The sequence below is a fragment of the Streptomyces sp. NPDC005141 genome, from assembly GCF_053599975.1.
In genome coordinates, this window is sequence record NZ_JBSFYW010000037.1 from 59571 (window position 1) to 78419 (window position 18849).

Here is an 18849-nt window from a genome sequence, read left to right on the forward strand (position 1 = left end):
TGACACGCGGGGCGGCGGCGGTCATCCCCCGCGAACCCACCCTTCGCGGTACGCCGTCCAGTCCGTCTCCGTCGCGGCGAAGTCCACGTACAGGGCCACTCCGAAGCGCTCGCGGGTGCGGTCCGTCCGGGAGAGGCCGAGGCGGGTCCCGCGTACGGCGGCCTCGACCGTCTCGGCGTACGCGTGGTGGCCGGCGGTGTCGTCGTGGAAGAACGGCAGGCCCATCAGCAGGTCGGTCGACTCAGGGGTGACCTCCAGGGCGAGGGAGGTCTGCTGGGCGACGTAACCGCCGTACAGGCTCTGGAGCGGCATGCCGGTGTCGTACGACATGACGGCGATCTGGTCGACCCGGCGGGCCACCTGCCCGAAGTACGACTGGGACCACCACTTGGGGTGGCCGGTGAGGGTTCCGGCGGCCGAGTGGAGGGCCGGGAGCGGGTCGATCTGGTGGGAGGCGACGGAGAGCGGGACGTGCCGGGCGCGGGTGAGCACGCGCAGGTCGTCGAGGAGCGAGAGGTAGTGGGCGTCGCCCGAGTGGAGGGGCTCCAGGTCGAAGTGGACGCCGTCGAACCCGGCGTCGAGGACCTGCCCGGCCGACCGCACGACGGTGTCGCGCGTCCCGGCCCGTTCCAGCCGCAGCCCGTCCGGCCCCTCGCTCGCCAGCTTGTCGCCCAGCCAGGCCTGGACCCGTACGCCGTCCAGGCGGCGGTGCACCGCGGTGATCAGCCAACGGGCGGACGGATACGCCGTCGCCGGCAGCGAGCCGTCGTGCTCCAGCGGGCCGGCGTGCACGTACAGATCCCGGATGCCGCTGCTCCGCAGGCGCGCCGCCAGCGCGTCGATGTCCGCCTCGCCCTTCCGGCCGTCCACCCAGGCATGCCCGAGCCAGAGCGCGTCCCGGTTCCGGGTCTGGGTCCCGGGAGCCGGATCGCCCGCGTAGTTCACCCGGAGGGCGATTCCAGCGGCGAGGATGGGAAGCAGCACGACGAGCACCAGTCCGAGGGCGGCACGCTTCAGCAGCCGCGACCTCGGATGCCGCCAGCCCCGCGCGAGCCGGAGCCACCCGGCACGAACAGCGGAGCCCGACCCCCGCCCGGGCGCGAGAACGGGAGCGGATAGGGGCTCGCCCCCTTCGGGCGCGGCGGACTCCGCTCCAGCGACCGTCGCCGACCCCGCTTCGCCGCTGGGCGCCGACCCCGCTTCGGCGGTGGGCGTCGGCCCCTCCCCGCCGGTGGGCGTCGGTGCCTCCCCGCCGGTGGGCGCCACCCCCTCCCCGCCGGAGTGCGTCGGTGCCTCCCCGCCGGTGGGCGTCGGCGGATCCTCGGCGGTGGGCGGCTCCGGTTGTGTGTGCACGTGCCGTGTGTCCGGTGCCGTCTCTGTCGGTTTCCTCGACTCGGCCTGGCGCCCCGCGTCCATCCCCCGCACCCCTCCCCTATACCCCCGTATCTCCCGTACCTTAGGCGCCCCACCTCCCCGTATCCCGGTCGCGGAGGCGCCCGAGCGGCCATACGCTCCCAAATGTGACGTCGTCCCCGAGTCGAAGCCGGTCGTGCCGGGCCCCGTCGCACATAGCCGTGCGGGTCGCGCATGCCGTGCTCGGGGGGCTGGTGGCGGTGGGGTGGCTGGTGCTGCCGCCGGCATGGGCGGAAGCCGACGATTCGGCCACCGTGGCGCGGAGTGCGGACGTGACCGCCCCGGCCGTCGCCGCCCCGGACGACGGAACGACGACCGGCGATCTCGTACCGCCCCTGGTCGCCGTCGGCGCCGCGGGTGCGCTGGCGGCGTACGCCTACACGCGCCGCAAGCGGCGGGCCACGACACGGACGACCCCCGGCGGCGACAACCACGGGCTCGTCCCGCCTCACGAACTCGACCGGCAGGCCCGGAAGTTACTCGTCGACATCGACGACTGCGTCCGCACCAGTGCCGAGGAGCTCCGCCTCGCCGCGGCCCGTTCGGCGGCCGCCGCGGTCGAACCGTACGCGGAAGCGCTGACGTACGCGGAAGCCGAACTCGCCACGGCCTTCCGGCTGCGGCAGCACCTCGACGAGGCGGACGTGGGCGAGGGCGGCAGCAGGGGCGCACTGGAGGAGATCGTCGCCCGGTGCCAGGACGCCGGGCGGCGGCTGGACGCGGCGGCGCCGGGCTTCGACCAGCTCCGGGCGCTGGAGCGGAACGCGGCGGCCGCCCTGGAGTCCGCCGGGACCCGCTTCCGGGAACTCGCCGCGCGCACCCCGGCCGCCGAGGCCACGCTCGCCGATCTCCACGAGCGGTACGCCCCCGCCGCATCGCTCCCGGTCGCCGGCGACGTCGAACAGGCCAAGGACCGGCTCGTGTTCACCACCCTCCATCTCAACCAGGCGCGGCAGTACGCCGACAGGGGCGACGGCGCGAGAGCGGCCGCCCATCTGCGGGCGGCGGAGGGGGTGGTGGAGCAGGCCGGGGTCCTGGTGAACGGCGCGGACCGGCTGGCGGGCGAACTGGCCTCCGCGGTGGCGAAGTTGCCCATGGCCGTGGCGGCGGTGCAGGCCGTCCTGGATACGGCACATGGGCTCCCGCCGACCGGGAGAGCCGGTTCCGCGGACCGACACCGCCCGGACGCCGACCGCCTCCCTGCCCGTTCCGTTCCGGATGGCGGGCCTGATTCCGGAGCCGACGCCGCTTCCGAGGCCGCCCCCGACTCCGGAGCCGGAGCCGCTTCCGGAGCCGGGGCCGGATCACGCGAAGGCGCCGCTGCCGGTGCCGGATCCGCTGCCGGTTCCCGACCGGGCGCCGGTTCCGGTGACCTTGTCGGGCGGTTCGGGCATACCGAGGTGCTGCTCGCCGGGGTGCGTCACGCGATGGCGGCCGGACCGTACGATCCGCTGGACGTGCTGCGCCGGGTGGTGGACGCGGGTGCCGCCCTCGCCGGAGAAGGGGGCGGCGACGTTCCTGACGGGCGCGCTCACGCGCTTCTCCCCGCCCGCGGCGCGCTCGCCGGAGCGGCGGACTTCATCGGCACGCACCGCGGAGCCGTCGGCAGCGAGGCCCGCACACGGCTGGCCGAGGCGGAACGCCTGCTCGGGCGGGAGGCCTCCGCTCTCTCCGAGGTGCGGCGGGCCGATGAGTTCGCCCAGGAAGCGCGACGGCTCGCCGAGCGGGACGTACGGGCGTACGGCAACCCCGCGGGCGGTCGCGGGGGCGCGGGAGCCGGCGGGGCGGTGCTCGGCGGGATCCTCCTGGGCGACGGTGAGGGCCCGGTGAGCTACGGCGGCCCGCACACCCGGGGCCGCCGGGCGGCATCCTTCACCTGACGCTGCCGACCGGCCTGCCTCCTCCGGCCGGCCGGCCGCTCCGCGCGGTCGCCCTCAGAACAGGCTCAACAAGGCCTCAGCCGGGTCGGCGAGCCCCGTCTCCCCGTCCGGCAGCGGGAGTTCGAACCACACGGTCTTCCCGCGCGGGGTCCGGCGGGAGCCCCACCCGGCGGAGAGGAGGCCGACGAGCTGCAGGCCCCGCCCGCCCTCGTCGGTGTCGCGGGCACGGCGGCGGCGCGGCTGGACGAGGCCGGCGTCCCAGACCTCGCAGACGAGGGTGCGGTCGAGGAGCAGCCGCAGTCTGATCTCGCCCTCGCCGTACCGCAGGGCGTTGGTCACCAGCTCACTGACCAGAAGTTCCGTCGTGTCGACGAGCGGCTCAAGGTCCCAGGCGACGAGCTGTGTGCGCGCGTACTCACGGGCCCGCCCCACGCTGCGCGGCTCGCGCGGCAGGGTCCAGTCGCCGACGGACTCGGCGGGCAGCCCCTGGACGCGTGCCATGAGCAGGGCGATGTCGTCCTCGCCGTGGTGGGTGTCGAGGGTGTTGAGAACGTGGTCGCAGACGTCCTCCAGCGGACTGGAGGGGTCGGTGAGGGCACCGACGAATGCCTGCAGGCCCTCGTCGAGGGGGTGGTCGCGCGATTCGACCAGTCCATCCGTGTAGAGCGCCAACAGCGCACCTTCGGGTAGTTCGACCTCCACCTCCTCGAAGGGCTCGCCGCCCACCCCGAGCGGCATCCCGGGCGGCACGTCGAGCATCAGCGCGGTCTCGCCGGGCTCGACCAGCACGGGGGGCAGATGGCCCGCGTTGGCGAACGTGCACCGGCGGGTCACGGAGTCGTAGACGGCGTACACGCAGGTCGCGAGATACACCTCGGAGAGGTCGGCGTCGCGGGACTGGCGGGCCGTGCGGGTGGCCTGCTGGACCCCTCCGGGGGTGCCGAGTCCGCGCGCGATCTCGTCCAGTGCCGAGAGGACTTCGGCGGGTTCGAGATCGAGCAGGGCCAAGGTGCGTACAGCGGTGCGGAGTTCACCCATCGCCACGGCGGCGCGCAGCCCGCGGCCCATCACGTCGCCCACCACGAGGGCCGTGCGGTGGCCGGGGAGTTCGATGACGTCGAACCAGTCACCCCCGACCTCCGTCGCCGCGTTGCCCGGCAGATAGCGGCACGCGATGTCGAGGCCGGAGGCCTCGGGGTCGCCCGGGGGGAGCAGGGACCGTTGCAGTATCAGGGCGCGTTCGTGCTCGCGGCGGTACAGGCGCGCGTTGTCGATGCAGACGGCCGCGCGGGCGGCCAGCTCCACCGCCAGGGCGCGGTCGCGTTCCCCGAACGGCTCGCTGCCCTTCGTACGGGAGAACTGGGCGAGGCCCACCACCGTGTCGTGGGCGACCATCGGGACCGCGAGCGTCGACTGGATGAGGCCGCCCTCTTCGGCGGGGATGTGCTGCGGCCGGGCGGTGCGCAGGGCGTCCGCACAGGGCGAGTTGAACGGGTAGTGGTGGACCGCGCCGACGGCGACGGGTGCCGGACCGCCGACGAACGGCGCGTCGGAGACGGCGCTGGCGAAGGCGACCCGGCGGAGTTCGGCACTGCCGTCCGCGAGACCCGGCGGGGTCTCGTCGCCGGCCAGCAGCCCCTGGTACAGGTCGACGGTCGCGAGGTCGCAGAAGCCGGGGACCACGACGTCGAGGAGTTCGCGTGCGGTGGTCTCCAGGTCGAGGGAGTTGCCTATACGGGCGCCCGCCTCGTTCAGAAGGGCGAGATTGCGTCGTGCGGCGGCCGCTTCACGGGCGGCGGCACGGCGGGCGGTGATGTCGGTTCCGAGCCAGGCGATACCGATGGGGCGGCCGCTTCCGCCGTGCACCCGGTAGAGGTTGACGGACCAGTGCCGGCGCTCGTCGGAGCCGGGCGCATATCCGGTGACGTGCATGTCCGTGATCGAGTCGCCGGTCTCCAGGACCCGGCGCAGGATCGCCGTCACGCGCTCAGCCTCGGGGCGCGGGAGATAGTCGTGGACGCCCTTGCCGCGGTGGTCGTCGACGCTGCCGCCGAAAATCGAGGCGAACCGCTGGTTGGCGCGCCGGACCCGGAGGTCCGTGTCGATCAGCAGGAAACCGAAGGGAGATTGACCGAAAATCGCCTGCGAGGCGGCGAGGTCCGTCTCGATGCTGCGCAGGGTGCGGACGTCCACGACGATGCATACGGCGGCCCGCTCACCGTCCTCGGTCACGGTGGGCATCACATAGACCTCGGCGAGGCCCTCGGTGACCTCGTCGGCGCTCTCACCGGTGTCTTCGGAGGCGGGCGCCCGGAAGGGCACCAGACCGGTCCACTCGCGGCCGTCCAGGATCTCCGCCATCTTCCGCTGGCCGAACTCGCGCCGGTCGGCGGTGACGAACGCCTCGATGGGGTCCATGCCGACGGCCCGCTCCGCGGGGATGCCGAAGATCTGCTCGGCCCGCAGACTCCACTGGTCCACCAGCCCGTCGGCGCCGATGGAGAAGGAGGCGACCTTGATGTAGTCGTAGATCGAACCGGGCGGGCTGCTCTGCCACATCGCGTCACCCGGCACCTCGCCGGCCGCGGCGCCGGCCAACTCGGTCCCCGTGCCGCCCGTCTCCTCGCCCGTGGCGTCGCCCGCGTCCTCAGCGGGAACCGTGCGTGCGAAATCGCCCGCCGCATCAGCCCTCGCGCCGTCCGACGGGTCCTCGGACTCCGTGGCCTTCGCTGGTATCTCGCTCACGCGAACCGTCCCCTCCAGCTCACCGCGTCCGGCACCGGTCACCGGGGGCGGCTGCCCGCAGTATCCAGCACTACGGCGCCGCACGACACGGTGTTCACGATCACAGCACGGTCCCGATGGTTTTTGGACCGGCCGCGTCATACTCCCAGTCTTCTAACCAGGTGGCGCCCCGTCGAATCAAAGAATCCGATGCCCGTCGACGACCCGATCCGGCCAGGTGTCGTACGGGCATCCGGACCCTGCGCGTCTCAGCCCGGAACAGCCAGTTCGAACCAGACGGTCTTGCCGGTGTCTCCGGGCCGGGTGCCCCAGCGTCTGCACGAGCCGGCCACGAGCTGGAGTCCGCGGCCGCTCTCGTCCGACGCGTCGGCGGCCCGTTCGCGGGGCGGGTCGGGCAGCGGGTCGGAGACCTCGACGCGGAGAGCGCCCGTCACGTCCTCGGGACGTACGAGACGGACGCCGATCGGGCCCGTCGCGTGCCGCAGCGAGTTCGTGACCAGTTCACTGACCAGCAGCGCGGCGATGTCTCCGAGCGAGTCGAGTTCCCATGCGTGCAGCTGCCCCCGGACGACCGCGCGGGCTGTGCGGACGGCACCCGGCTCCGCGGGAAAGGTCCACTCGGCGCAGTCGCCTTCGATGTCGATCAAGCCGATCACTTCCCAGACCAGGAACCCACCCATGTCCGGTTTCGTGGGATTAATGGGCACATACCCGATATCCGTGATGCTTTACCGCACCCGGGGGCACACTGTGGCGCGAACGGCGTACGAACTCCCCACCCGGCTCGTCACACGCCCGGGCCGAGCCACGGCAGCGCGCCCTTGACCGCCCCCACGTCCTGGTCCAGCCAGTCCACGTCCCAGATCTCTCCGGGGGCCAGCCAGCGCAGCTCGTCGTGATCCTCCAGCGGCGCGGGTTCGGCCGAGCCGGGCAGCATCCGGGCGGCCCACACCACCAGCACGTATCCCGGCTTCAGGGGCCACTCGCCGGGGACGCGCTCCAGCACTTCCGCCTCGACGCCGAGCTCTTCGCGCAGCTCGCGCACGAGGGCGCGCTCGGGGGTTTCGCCCGGTTCGACCTTGCCGCCCGGCAGTTCCCAGCGCCCCGCGAGGTCGGGGGGCGCGCTGCGGCGGGCGGCGAGCAGGCGCCCACCGTGCACCAGGGCGGCTCCGACCACCATGATCCGTTCCGTCATGCGCCGGAGCCTACGGGAGCGGAGCGGGGTCCCGGGCGGGGCGGATCACCGCGTTCCGTTCTGCCCGATCCGCTCGACCCAGTAGAGCTGCCTGTGCCCGCGGTCGTCCAGGCTGTCCGCGATCTTCTGCGCCTCGGCGCGGGTCGCGTACCTGCCCACGCGATAGCGATTGCCGTTGTCGTCCTGCCGTATGACGAGCCAGGGAAGAGTGATCGTGCCGTCGTTCATCCAGCTCCTCCACTTCCCACCCCGGGCCCCCGCCGAACCCCGCACGCCAACGAAACCGCAATACGCATATGCCCGAGCCTACGCCTAACCTTCACTCAGCGAATACGGCTTTTCACAAAGAGGTACGCAACCGGCCAGTAGGCGACGCCGACCCAGGGGGCGCACGCCGTCGAACACGCCGCACACCGCTCCCCGCGCGCTCTCGAACAGGGCGAAGTCGTTTCTCGGCCCGCCACTTGAGAAAGGCCAGATTCCAACCGGACTCCCGGACAGCCCCGTTGAGGCGCGGACCCCCGTGCCGCGCCTCAACGCCGGACCGCCCCTCGGCCCCGACCGGGACGGGCGAGCGGAACAGGCCACCGGAGCGGGCCACCGGGAGGGGAGGCCGGCGGTCCGAACCGGGACCGCCGGTCATGGACACCCGCCCGGAGCCCGGCCGCTACGCCCTCCGGAGGTGACGTGCGGTCACTTCACCGGCAGGTGGTAGGCGATCCGGTATCGGTCCGCCGGGACCACCACGTCCGCCGTCTCCACCGGACGGCCCGAGGCGTAGAACGTCCGCTGGATGACGACGACCACGTGCCCGGGCACGCCGCCCAGCGCGAGGAGTTCCTCGGCGAGGCCGGGGCGCGCGCCGACCTCCTCGGTGACGTTGTCCACGATCACGTCGATGGCCGCCATGCGCTCGACGACACCCATGCCGCCGAGCGGCCCCTCCTCGGGGAGCATCACCGGCGTGCGCCCGGTGACGGCGAGCGGCTCCCAGGACGTGGAGAGCATCATCGCCTCGCCGCCGTCCCGGAAGACGTAGTTCGTGCACATCACGCGGTCGCCCGGCTGGATGGCCAGCCGCTCGGCGATCGCGCCGCTCGCCTCGACCTGCCGGCTGTTGGACTCCCATGTGCCGCGTACGGCGAGGTCCGCCTGCTCCTGACGGAAGGGGGTGGCGCCGCTGTCCGGCCGGTATCCGGAGCGGGCGACGCGGCGCGGCACCGGCCGCTCCCGCACATAGGTGCCCGAACCGGAGCGGCCCTCGACCAGGCCCTCGGCCATCAGCACCTTGCGCGCCTCCAGGGCGACCGTGTCGGAGACGCCGTACTCCTCGCGGATTCTGGCCTGCGAGGGGAGGCGGGTGTGCGGTGCCAGCGAGCCGTCGACGATCTTCTTGCGGAGATCACCCGCGACACGCAAGTACGCCGGCTGCTCACCGAAAGTCACTTGGCCGCTCCCATCAGGTTGTACAGACAGCAACAGCGTGGCAACCGTGGGTTGTGCCATGCAAGCGGAGGCCAGAGAATCACTCGATGTGATGACGCGAGCGTCCTGAGGGCTTTACGCAGGCACTTTCTCCCCGCTATGGCCGCCGTCACACCTCGATTCCGGCACCGCCTTCACCGCCGCCACCCGTGCCGCCGCCCTCGTCGTACCTCGGCGGGGTGGTGGCGAGCCCCAGAGCTTTGCGGGTGGTGACCGTCTTCTTGGGGTCGATGAGCTTCAGGCCCTTCGCGTAGTGGGCGGAGAAGGTGTCCGCGTCCGGCGCGTCCGCGGCCTTCGCCCATTCCTTCGCCGAGAGCTCCATGTCCTTGGCCAGGGCGGCGACCGGCTTGGCCGCGGCCGGCGCGAACCTGTGGGCGGGCAGCCCGTCCGCCTCCCACGCCAGCGCCTCCGAGACCGTGTCCGCCCACTCCTTGTAGCCGGGCAGGTCGTCCTCGATGTACTCGGCGTCGGGCGCCGAGTCCAGCGCGTTGTCGATGGACCGCGCCGAGCTCAGATAGGAGTACTGGTCGGGGTTCAGCGTCAGCTGGTCCTTGCGCAGGGAGCCCGTCAGGCTGCCCTTCTCGTCGGTGTTCCCGAACAGACAGCTGACCTCGTGATCGCCACGGCGCCAGCTCTGCGACGTCGGCGTGAAGTAGTACACGTCGACGTCGTCCGGGACCGCCCAGGAGTCCATCGCGTACATGTTCTGGAGCAGGTCGCAGCGTTGGTCGGCGGTATCGACGACCGCGCTGTCCCCCGGGTAGTCGCCGTCGCCCATCGCGAAGTCCGCGAACACCTCGGCGTCGTGCTCGCCCGCGCACGGCACCTTGTCGACGTCGAACGCCAGGCCCCCCAGCGAGCCGCTGAGCGTGTCGAAGCACTCGCCCACCTCCAGCGAGAACGCGGTGCCTCCCGAGTCGTTCGCCGCGCCCTGGAACCCGTCCCAGAAATCGCGCGCGCCACCCGTGGCGACGACGAGCGCGAGCAGCCCGATCCCGATCGACGACATCACCATGCCGCCCACCGCCATCCCCTTGCCGCGCTCCCCGCGCTTCTTGATCTGGACGAGCGCCACGCTCCCGAGCACCAGCCCGACGGCGGGCAGGAAGCAGAGGATCCCGAGGACCAGCGCCGCGATCGCGAGCCCGTTGACGGGCACCGGCCGGTTGTACGGGGAGTAGCCCTGGCCCCAGGGCTGGTACGGGGGTCCGTACGGGGGCTGCTGGTAAGGGCCTTGCTGGTACGGGCCGCGGGGATCCGGAACCTGCGGATACGGAGGCGGGTAGGCACCGGGCCTCCCCTGAGCGCCCGGCGGCGTCCCTGGCGGCGGGTACTGCCCCTCTGGCTGCTGCGGCCCGGGCGGCGGGGGTATGGCCACGAGTTCCCTTGCTTCTCGTCCACGTGCGGTGGAACCTGCGTACGGCTGCCGGATGGCTGCGCGCATCGTAAGCGCGGCACGACCAGGGGCGTAAAAGAGGTCGGCCCTGGCGCTGTCGGGACGACGAACGGACGGGCCACCCGCCGACGAGCCGCCGGACGGCGCAGAGCATCGGGACGGCGGGCGCCAGTGGACGGGGCGGATGCGGGTCGACAACGGGAAGGCGGGTGCCGGTCGGCGGGACGGATGCTGGTCGGTGCCGGGACTGTGGGCGCCGGTGAGCGTCCGGGCCGTGGAGAGCGCTGGGGGCGGAAGGGCGGACGCCGCCGCCGTAACACGCCTGCCGGTGCACGGCAGTGACGCTCCGTCACCCGGTCTCGCGTCTAACCTGCGCCTATGACTCCACTGCCGGACTGCTTCTGCCCGACGGACGGCACCCGTGTCCCGGCCGGCTCGCTCGCCTGGTGCTGCCCGGTCTGCCGCGGGCCGCTCGATCTCGACTTCGCGCCGACCCCGGCGCCTCTCACGTCCCTCGCCGGGCGGGTGAACTCGCTGTGGCGGTACGCGGAGTGCCTGCCGCTGGCCGCGCCCACGGTCAGCCTCGGCGAGGGCCGCACCCCGCTGGTCACCCTCCGCGAGGGCATCTCCGCGAAGCTCGACTTCCTGATGCCGACGCTGTCGTTCAAGGACCGCGGGGCCGTACTGCTGGCCCAACTGGCACTGCGGCTCCGGCCCCGGCAGGTGCTCGCGGACAGCAGCGGCAACGCGGGCACGGCGATCGCCGCGTACTGCGCGCGGGCGGGACTGCCCTGCACGGTGTACGTCCCCGAGGGCACCTCCGCGAAGAAGCTGGAGCAGATCGAGGCGCACGGGGCGCGGCTGCGGGTGGTCGAGGGCGACCGCGAGGCGACGGCACGTGCGGCCCGCGAGGCGGCCGACGAGGAGGGCGTCTTCTACGCCTCGCACGTCTTCAACCCGTACTTCCTGCACGGCACGAAGACGTACGTCCACGAACTCTGGGAGGACCTCGGCGGTCGCCTGCCGGACGTCGTCGTGGTGCCGGTCGGCAACGGCACGCTGCTCCTCGGCGCCGCCCTCGCGGTGGCCGAGCTGCACGCGGCCGGGCTGATCGACCGCAGGCCCGCCCTCTACGCCGTCCAGTCCGCCGCGGTCGCCCCGCTGGCCCACGCCTGGTCCGAGGGCGCCGACGAACTCGTCGGCGTCACCTCCATGGCGCCCACGTTCGCCGAGGGCATCGCGATCCCGAACCCGCCCCGGGCCCGCCAGATCCTGCGCGCGGTACGCGCCTCCGGGGGTGCCTTCCTAACCGTGACGGAGGACCAGATCCGGCACGCGCAGACGGATCTGGCGGGGCGCGGGCTGTACGTGGAGTCCACGGGGGTGGCCTGCTGGGCGGCGGTCCGTGAGGGCGCCCTCGGGCAGCGCGAGACCGTGGTGCCGCTGTGCGGGGCGGGCCTGAAGACGGGGATGGCCCAGGACTGACCTCCGCGGGAACCCTCCGCGGGAACCCTTCATGGGAACCCCGCGGGAACCCGGGCTAGGGGCGTTCCTTCTCCAGCAGCGTGACGCAGCGCCCGAGCAGGGCGGCGAGTGTCTCGCGCTCCTCGGCGGTGAACTCGGCGGCGAGGGCGCGCTCGACCCGTCCGGCGCGGGCGTCGGGGTCGTCGAGCGCGGTCGCGCCCTCGTCGGTGAGCCGGCCGCGCTGCGGATCCCGACCACGCTGGTGCGCCGCCGCGGGCGCACACTCGTCGTCCGCTCCCAGTTCGACAAGGGCGGCCCGATGGGACCGGGCACCCCGGAGACCCCGTTCACCGTGGCGTGGGTACACGGCATCTGAACACCCGGCCGACGGGGACGGGCGATCGGTCAGTAGTGATACCGAGCCGCGAGAACGACGATCTCCTTGTCGGTCACCAGGTAGACGAGGCGGTGCTCGTCGTCGATCCGCCGCGACCACACCCCGGGCAGGTGGTACTTCAAAGGTTCGGGCTTGCCGATCCCTGCGAAGGGATCACGCTTGACGTCCTCGATGAGCCTGTTGATCCGGGCGAGCATCTTGCGGTCGTTCCTGAGCCAGGACGTGTAGTCCTCCCAGCCCTGATCCTCGAAGACAAGCCTCACGCGGCACCCGTAGTTGCGTCAGGTGAGTCCGGATCGATCAGCTCGCGCTCCGACACGTTGATGTGGGCCAGGGCGTTCTCGTACGCCTTGAGCAGTCGGCGGGCGTTCGCCGGGGAGCGCAGCAGGTACGAACCCTCGCGCAGCGCCGCGTAATCCTCGGCCGAGACGAGCACGGCGTTGCCGTGCTTGGAGACGATCTCGATGGCCTCGTGGTCGTCGTTGACCTTTTTGATCAGCGGAAAGAGCGCCTTGCGGGCTTCGCTCGCAGTTATGGACATGAGCTGACTCCTCGCATCAAGTGGTACCGGATAACGTACCACTCGCGGGCACCTCGAACGAGGTCAGATCAATGACAGGCCATCAGGAACTCAGCACCGGAAACAGCAAAGGGCCGACTCCCGGAGGAGCCGACCCCATTGACCCGCATGTTCGCCAGGTTGCCTACGTGGTGTTACTTCATCCGCTCAGACGTTGAAGCGGAACTCCACCACGTCGCCTTGAGTGCTCAGAAGGTGTCAGGGGTTCCCCGTGCAACCTGTAGTTTCCGGTCCTACCTGCCTGGACATCGCGCGTGAACGGCTGGCCAACCGTCCCATCCAGTCCCAGACCATGACCGAATACCTCAAGACCTTGAGGGCTCTGGACCTTGAGGAGGTCCCCTTCTCAGAGGTCAACCTCTCCGTCCTCTCATCCCGCTTGAAGAGGGTACTGGCTCCCGGTACCCGTAGGAAGCACGCCATCAACCTCCGAGCCTGTCTGGGCATCCCTGTGCCCTGTCCCAAGGCGCAGCAGAAGGTGTACGACCTCCCGACCGTGGAAGAGCTGCACGCCGCCATGGAGGCATCCTCGTACCGCATGTGGGGTCTGGCCATGCTCTATGCAGGCTTGAGGCTCGGAGAGAGCTGCACCAACCAACCCATTAAGGGAAACGTTCTGACTGTCGACAGGCAGAGGCTTCCTGATGGGTCTATCTCGGGACCCAAGACAGCAGGACCGGTCATTGTTCCTCAGTGGTTCGCAGAGGAATATGCGGCTCATGACTTCTCCCGTTCCCACAACACGGTCTATGTGGGTATTCGTAGGGCTGGCAAGAAGGCGGGCATTCAGCTAAACCCCCATCAGCTACGCCATGCATTCGCAACAAACCTCGTTAAGGCAGGAGCACAGCCCAACATCCTTCAAGCGCAGATGCGACACCACGATGTTGCAATTAGCCTCAAGTTCTACGTGCAGCACACGCAGAATGACATCGAGGCAGTAATGGCTAGGTTCGGTAAGTCCTAGTCAAGGAAACGACAGAGCCCCGGCAACCCTTCCAAATGGTTGGGCTTCCGGGGCTCTCCGCTGCTCTGCTATCTCCGCTTGGCTTGGCACTTGAAGCATTCGCATAAGGGCCATTGGCTGCTGAGCATTGGGACTTTAGAGGCTCCCTTGGCTACAGTCCTTGGCTCTGTTCGTTTCCCTGTCTCAGAGTCCACCCGATAGACCCTGATGATGAACGGCACGTCGTCCTGTGCATCTGCCATGGTCAGACGGTACCGCTACACACCACTACACACCACCATATGGCGCCACCTACCGCCACCCACCGCGCTGCGTGGCTGGTCAGAGCCGTACGTTGCGGTCATGACTGATGACATCGGGTACGTGTACCTACGCGTAGCTGACCTGGTGGAGGCTGACATCAGGTCTGGGAAGCTCCCCAGAGGAGCCAGGCTCCCCAACGAGCGGGACATGGGTGCTCAGTACGGGGTTGCGCCCGGTACGGCCAGGAGAGCCGCCAAGGAGCTACGGGAGCGTGGCTTGGTGGTGACGCTCCCCAACAAGGGCACGTTCGTAGTCGAACCACCTGCGTAGCTTGGGGGTTTCAGAGGCCCTTGGATGTGCCGGCCCGCCCCCCTATCCGAAATATGAGGAAGCCCCAGACAACGAAAGTGTCTGGGGCTTCTCGGCTATTCAGCAGTAATCATTGATAAGCAACTCAAGGAACTCAGCGTAGGTCAGGTTAGCTGTCTCCTGGCCAGACACGCTCTGGCCTAAAATCTTCATCACGTCCGGCAAACATGCCCTTGTGATAGGCGCATAGAAGCTGGATATTGCACGGGGTGTTGGTTCCACCCATTTCAAGTGGTGTTACATAGGCAAGCTGTACAGGGTCAAGGTCTGACGGACATTCCTTGCCATCCTCGTAGAAGCAGCGGATAGGGCCGTACATCATCTCCATGAGCATCCAGGTGCTCTCGGGTAGCTCATCCTCTGCGTCCATCTTCTCGGCTCTCACGTTCATGAGCCTCAGGTTCATTAGTCGGTTTGTGCTGGTGATAGTCATTGGGGTTCCGTCCTTTCTAGACGTTGGTTAGGTTGGGGCCTAGCGGCCTATCAGTTCCTCTAGGCCCCGTTGGTATCGCTGGTGTTCCGGTGTTACTGATTTTCCTGGAAGTCGTGATGCTTCCACTTACCATCAGGCTTGTTCCCGTATCTGGGTAGCGGACAGGCATCTGTAATTCTGATAATTGCGTATCCGTTCTCAGATGGGTTGTCCATCTTGCAGAGACAACCTCTTAGTCTCGCTGCCTCGCATCCTGGTAGAAGCCTCAAGGTCTTACGCCTGCTGCTCCATGGAACTAGTGCCAAGCGGTATCTAGGCTTCATCGAGCCTCTGTTAGTTCGCCGTAGACATCTAGCATTACGTCGATGTAGCTGTCATGAACGGTCCTGCATTCCTTGCAGTCTCGGAAGTTCCCGTAGTGTCCACAGGTGATGCGTCCGGCCTTGTAGCCTCTGACAACTTCCATGGCCTCAAGGCCCTTGTTTACAACTGTTCTGTCGCTGGTGTTTCTCATGGGTATAAAACCTCTTTCGTTAAATTAATTGTTGAGTTGTGGGCTTGCCGGCCTGGTGACTGACAAGCCCCGTTGTGTTACTTCTTGTGCTGCTTCTCGTAGGACTTCCGTCCTTCGTAGAAGTCTGCTTCGATGGCTTTCCAGTCAATGTCTGCAAGACTGTCCCGCTCAATGCGGTAGAACCCCAAGTCGAAGCAGATAACGCATAGTTTCAACTTGCTTGAGCCAAGGGGAAAGCGGCTTCTCGCCTTGAGCAGGTATTCACCGCATCCCACACATTTAATGGTGTGCTCACACCCTGGGGTATGAAGCCTTTCCTTGTCGAACCTTTCTGCTGCGCATTCAGTCATTGCGTATCACCTCTCCTGTTTTTACCAGGGCTGCTCATTGCCCCAGATATCCGCTTCTGTCTTGCGTCCTGCATTAACAGGCATCTTGTCCTGTGGCATTGCTTCAATACGAGCCCTCTCAGCACGCCTTACAGGCTTTAGCTCAGGCTCAAAGTTTGGGTTATTGAAAAGGTCCCATGCAGCCTGACGCTTTTCCGCATCCTGCTCACCTTCAAGAACCTTCCTGACCTCTGCATCCTGGTCCTTGCGGAATCCCTCAAGGATGGATGGCTTGGCAGGCTGTACAGGCTTCTGAGGCTCTACCTGGGTTTCCTTGACCTCTGTGGTCTTCTCGACCTTCTGAGGCTCTGAGACTGGCTCTGATGGCTTCTGAGGCTCGGCACGCTCAATGGACTGGACACGCCTACGCTGCTTGTACTTGGCAGGCTCTTCAATAACGTTGTGTCGGTCCTCAAACGGGCAACGTCCCGCAAGAGATGCATAGACCACAATGCGTGCCGGTACTGTCAGGTTGTATTCCTGAACATTGTCCTTGAGGGTACCGACGGGGGTTAGGTATCCCCATGCCTCAAGGTCTGATACGTACTTGGCAACTGTCTTGTCAGTCAGGTTAGTAATAGCTGCAATGGTTACCTGTGTTGGGCGTGCACCCTTGCCAGTGTTGTAATTGGGAAAGTCGCTGTATGCCATTCCAACGGCAGTGTGACCACTACCAGTGCGGGCATCGTATTGCAACGCTGCTCGCCAGTTGAGGATGTATCCAGCCTTATCCTCTCGTCGTGTCTTGCGGTTCGTCATTGGGGTTAATTCCTTCCGTGTATATATTTCTCACATACGCTCTCCTGTCGGTTGGCTATGTGGGTAATGACGTTGGCTCTCTTAGGCTCGAACCCAAGCCTTCTTACCAATTGCCTGCACTGGCATCCCCGCCCTGATGGCACGGTTCTTAATATCCCTTGAACGGTTAGGTCCGTTCACTACGTACAGGGCTTCCATAATTTCCTGCGTGGTGACTAGTTCCTTGCCATTGAATAGGGTCTCTAGTCGGTCCTGATAAACGCTCATAAGTGTTTCTCCTTCGGTTGACCTTATATCTTTAATACTACGGGGTAATGTCCGATATGTCAAGTAGCTCTACTTTATGCATGTAACGTACAAGGACCCTTATGGATACTGGGCTGTGGGCACCTCAAGAAGAATTGGTGGGGGTTTATTGGGGAAATTCAAGAGGTAACGGTTTGGTAACCATTGGAAGGGTGGTAAGGGGAATGGAAGGGGTGTCACAAAACAGTGGATGAGACATCCCGCTAAGAAGGTCTGATGTGGTGGGATGCGTATGGACTGAACTTGCCGGCCTAGGGCTCTCAGGGCTTTTTAGAGACCCTGGTAATTGGTCTGGGCTGTCTGTTGCAGGCAGGTATTTATGACATCAGGATGTTTACCTGAGGCTCTGGCAAGGATGAATGGGGAGCAGCGTTGGTCATGCGTCCCCATGCTGCTCCCTGAGGGCTTGTGTGAGACACCCCGGCATAGAGGCTCAGGGCTTGCCTGAGAAGCCTTGAGAGCCTTGGTAGGTATCAGGGACAAGGAAGGGTGCAGCAGTCTCGGGCATCAGAGGAACACCTAGCCAGGGGTAAGGCTGAGAGCCTGAGGGTCTACCCAGGTTCCGGAAATCCTCCGACACCCCAGATGCTAGGTTCCGGAATTCTTACCGCTAGGTTCCGGAATTCTTACGGCTAGGTTCCGGAAAGTTTCCGCACTATCAGGAGATATCAGAAGTTATCAGAAATAAGGCTACGCCCCTACGGGGCTACGCCCGTAAGGACAAGGAAGTATCTAGAACAAGGAGTGATGAGGAATTGGGTAATTGGTCGTTGGATAGTTGGTAGTTGTTGAACCTCTTCCTTGACTTAATTAGTTACCTGCTCCTTCCTTGCTCTTCTTAGAAGTAGACGCCCCGACCTTGCGTAGTTAGAAATAGACCCCCGCGATGATGTTGGAATGGCGTAACCTCCATCCATCCTTGACCCATGAGGATAGGTAGCTCTCCCTCCTCTCCCTGTAGCTAAGACCCATAGAGAGGGGCCCACCCCCCTGTAGGAAATAGAGGGGGGTGCGAGCAAGCCTCTCAGAGTTTTTGGTCCTCACGCGTTAGGCATCTCCCTTGTCGTCAAGGTGACGATACACAAACGACTGGCACCAATTTCCCCATATATTTAGGGAGCCTAAGGACTCGAACGTACACACCCCTTTCTAAGCCATATATAAGGGAAACCGGCTGGTCCCAATTCCAGGCATATATAAAGGGGATTGAGAACAGACATGAATGTTCACCGGGGCTTCTAGTGCATACGTTCAAGCGGAGCGCTAGGCCCATCATTCCTTGTCGGAAGTAGCTTCAAGGTGCAACCATAAGCGGGAAATGGTAAACTTAGTATTGTCATTGAGGGTTTAAGTTTCCCCCGGATAGGTTTCCGTCGCTGGTGTACCTGTTCGGGGGTCCTTTCATAGGGGCTAGGTCTTGCACAGGGGCCTAGCCTCTTTTGGTTTATATGCCGGTCCACAAGACGAAACAAGGCCAGAGGTTCGCAATTGAGCTTCTGGCCTCTTGTCATCTTCGAGCATTACCAAGGCCCTGTATGGCCTTGTGTGAAAGAGGGGTACTAGGGGAGCGGTATTAGTTATCAGGTCCCCAGAAAGGCTCCTGTAGCTTCCTGGGGACGTATTCAGGAGTCTAAGGAACCGAACGTACACAGTCATTCCTATCGCACACATTAGGAAACTGGCTGAACTCAAGCTCATACATATACTTAGGCTGCCTAATATTCGACACGAATACTCGAACGTTCAAGGGCATACGACATGCGTATGCGTTCGAGCGTGTGGAGCCATTGATACGTATACATAGGGGCGTTCGACTGTTCGACACGAATGCGAATGCGAATGCGGCATCGTTCGACGTACTACTCGAATACCGTAAGAACCCTTTGGCATGTCTGATAATGGCTGTACGGCCCTAGAAATTACGGGGCTACCTGGGGAGCGGCAGGGCATTCAAGGCTCCCAGAATGGCGTACAGGGCTTCCTAGAGGCATCTCAGCAGGTGTGGGTATATCTTCCACGGGGGGATTGGTGCAATGCCAAGTGGTGTGCCATAGATACGGGGGGTGGGGGTCTATCCCCTGGGTACCCATGGACCCTTCAAGGTGTGTGCACCCTTCCTTGCCTCTATGGGCGCACTATTCGGAAGGAGCCTATTCCTTTTCCAATGGCTTATCGAGCATGTCTGCGAATGTTTAACATTTGGTTTGCCAGAAAAGGGACTACAGAACGTAGCAATAGACTACTGATGGTTACTAACATCCATAGACGTGCAACCATTTCAGTTGACTGGAATGCCATGAGAAGGGCTCTGAGG

17 protein-coding genes are annotated in these 18849 nt (G+C 66.2%); 5 read left to right on the forward strand and 12 right to left on the reverse strand.

The window, feature by feature from the left end; genetic code table 11:
- Positions 1-21 precede the first annotated feature (21 nt).
- Positions 22-1353, reverse strand: coding sequence for a hypothetical protein (locus tag ACWD68_RS26285; RefSeq protein WP_451808917.1), 1332 nt, complete (start codon positions 1351-1353; stop codon positions 22-24).
- Positions 1354-1685: 332 nt separating this feature from the next.
- Here ACWD68_RS26285 and ACWD68_RS26290 point away from each other — a divergent pair, with 332 nt between their 5' ends.
- Positions 1686-3293 carry a hypothetical protein gene (locus ACWD68_RS26290; RefSeq protein WP_451808918.1) on the forward strand — a complete coding sequence of 536 codons (1608 nt, stop codon included), beginning with the start codon at positions 1686-1688 and terminating at the stop codon, positions 3291-3293.
- 54 nt (positions 3294-3347) lie between these two features.
- Here the strand turns inward: ACWD68_RS26290 and ACWD68_RS26295 are convergent, their stop codons facing one another.
- From ACWD68_RS26295 to ACWD68_RS26320, 6 genes are all read right to left on the reverse strand, one after another.
- On the reverse strand, positions 3348-6038 hold the full coding sequence (locus tag ACWD68_RS26295) for a SpoIIE family protein phosphatase (protein ID WP_451808919.1): 2691 nt from the start codon (positions 6036-6038) through the stop codon (positions 3348-3350).
- Between the two features lie 248 nt (positions 6039-6286).
- Positions 6287-6718 (reverse strand): ATP-binding protein, encoded by a 432-nt coding sequence (locus ACWD68_RS26300; RefSeq protein ID WP_451808920.1) that lies wholly within the window; start codon positions 6716-6718, stop codon positions 6287-6289.
- Positions 6719-6825: 107 nt separating this feature from the next.
- The gene (locus ACWD68_RS26305; protein WP_451808921.1) at positions 6826-7233 is read right to left on the reverse strand and encodes a (deoxy)nucleoside triphosphate pyrophosphohydrolase; all 408 of its coding nucleotides are present in this window, start codon (positions 7231-7233) and stop codon (positions 6826-6828) included.
- 45 nt (positions 7234-7278) lie between these two features.
- Positions 7279-7461, reverse strand: a complete 183-nt coding sequence (locus ACWD68_RS26310; RefSeq protein WP_451808922.1) for an SPOR domain-containing protein — start codon at positions 7459-7461, stop codon at positions 7279-7281.
- 465 nt (positions 7462-7926) lie between these two features.
- Positions 7927-8679, reverse strand: coding sequence for a GntR family transcriptional regulator (locus ACWD68_RS26315; RefSeq protein ID WP_451808923.1), 753 nt, complete (start codon positions 8677-8679; stop codon positions 7927-7929).
- Positions 8680-8827: 148 nt separating this feature from the next.
- Complete coding sequence (locus tag ACWD68_RS26320) at positions 8828-9877, reverse strand: DUF4190 domain-containing protein (RefSeq protein WP_451808924.1); 1050 nt, start codon at positions 9875-9877, stop codon at positions 8828-8830.
- A 615-nt stretch (positions 9878-10492) separates the two neighbouring features.
- On the opposite strand from ACWD68_RS26320, the gene ACWD68_RS26325 reads away from it, so the two are divergent.
- Both ACWD68_RS26325 and ACWD68_RS26330 read left to right on the forward strand, forming a co-directional pair.
- Positions 10493-11599 (forward strand): threonine synthase, encoded by a 1107-nt coding sequence (locus ACWD68_RS26325; RefSeq protein WP_451808925.1) that lies wholly within the window; start codon positions 10493-10495, stop codon positions 11597-11599.
- A 31-nt stretch (positions 11600-11630) separates the two neighbouring features.
- Positions 11631-11954, forward strand: a complete 324-nt coding sequence (locus ACWD68_RS26330) for a hypothetical protein (protein WP_451808926.1) — start codon at positions 11631-11633, stop codon at positions 11952-11954.
- Between the two features lie 29 nt (positions 11955-11983).
- Here the strand turns inward: ACWD68_RS26330 and ACWD68_RS26335 are convergent, their stop codons facing one another.
- Positions 11984-12238 (reverse strand): Txe/YoeB family addiction module toxin, encoded by a 255-nt coding sequence (locus ACWD68_RS26335; protein ID WP_451808927.1) that lies wholly within the window; start codon positions 12236-12238, stop codon positions 11984-11986.
- Complete coding sequence (locus ACWD68_RS26340; protein ID WP_451808928.1) at positions 12235-12516, reverse strand: type II toxin-antitoxin system Phd/YefM family antitoxin; 282 nt, start codon at positions 12514-12516, stop codon at positions 12235-12237. The genes ACWD68_RS26335 and ACWD68_RS26340 overlap by 4 nt, the downstream gene beginning before the upstream one ends.
- Before the next feature lie 331 nt (positions 12517-12847).
- Between ACWD68_RS26340 and ACWD68_RS26345 the strand changes: the two genes are divergently transcribed.
- Entirely contained in the window at positions 12848-13522 is a 675-nt protein-coding gene (locus tag ACWD68_RS26345) for a tyrosine-type recombinase/integrase (RefSeq protein WP_354812245.1), read from the forward strand.
- 342 nt (positions 13523-13864) lie between these two features.
- Entirely contained in the window at positions 13865-14095 is a 231-nt protein-coding gene (locus ACWD68_RS26350) for a winged helix-turn-helix domain-containing protein (RefSeq protein WP_354812247.1), read from the forward strand.
- 148 nt (positions 14096-14243) lie between these two features.
- On the opposite strand, the gene ACWD68_RS26355 is transcribed toward ACWD68_RS26350, so the two are convergent.
- The 3 genes from ACWD68_RS26355 to ACWD68_RS26365 form a co-directional block, all read right to left on the reverse strand.
- Positions 14244-14567: a hypothetical protein gene (locus tag ACWD68_RS26355; RefSeq protein ID WP_354812249.1), complete on the reverse strand. Its 324-nt coding sequence runs from the start codon at positions 14565-14567 to the stop codon at positions 14244-14246.
- 319 nt (positions 14568-14886) lie between these two features.
- Positions 14887-15081 (reverse strand): hypothetical protein, encoded by a 195-nt coding sequence (locus ACWD68_RS26360; RefSeq protein WP_354812251.1) that lies wholly within the window; start codon positions 15079-15081, stop codon positions 14887-14889.
- Between the two features lie 371 nt (positions 15082-15452).
- Complete coding sequence (locus ACWD68_RS26365) at positions 15453-16229, reverse strand: hypothetical protein (protein WP_354812253.1); 777 nt, start codon at positions 16227-16229, stop codon at positions 15453-15455.
- Positions 16230-18849 lie beyond the last annotated feature (2620 nt).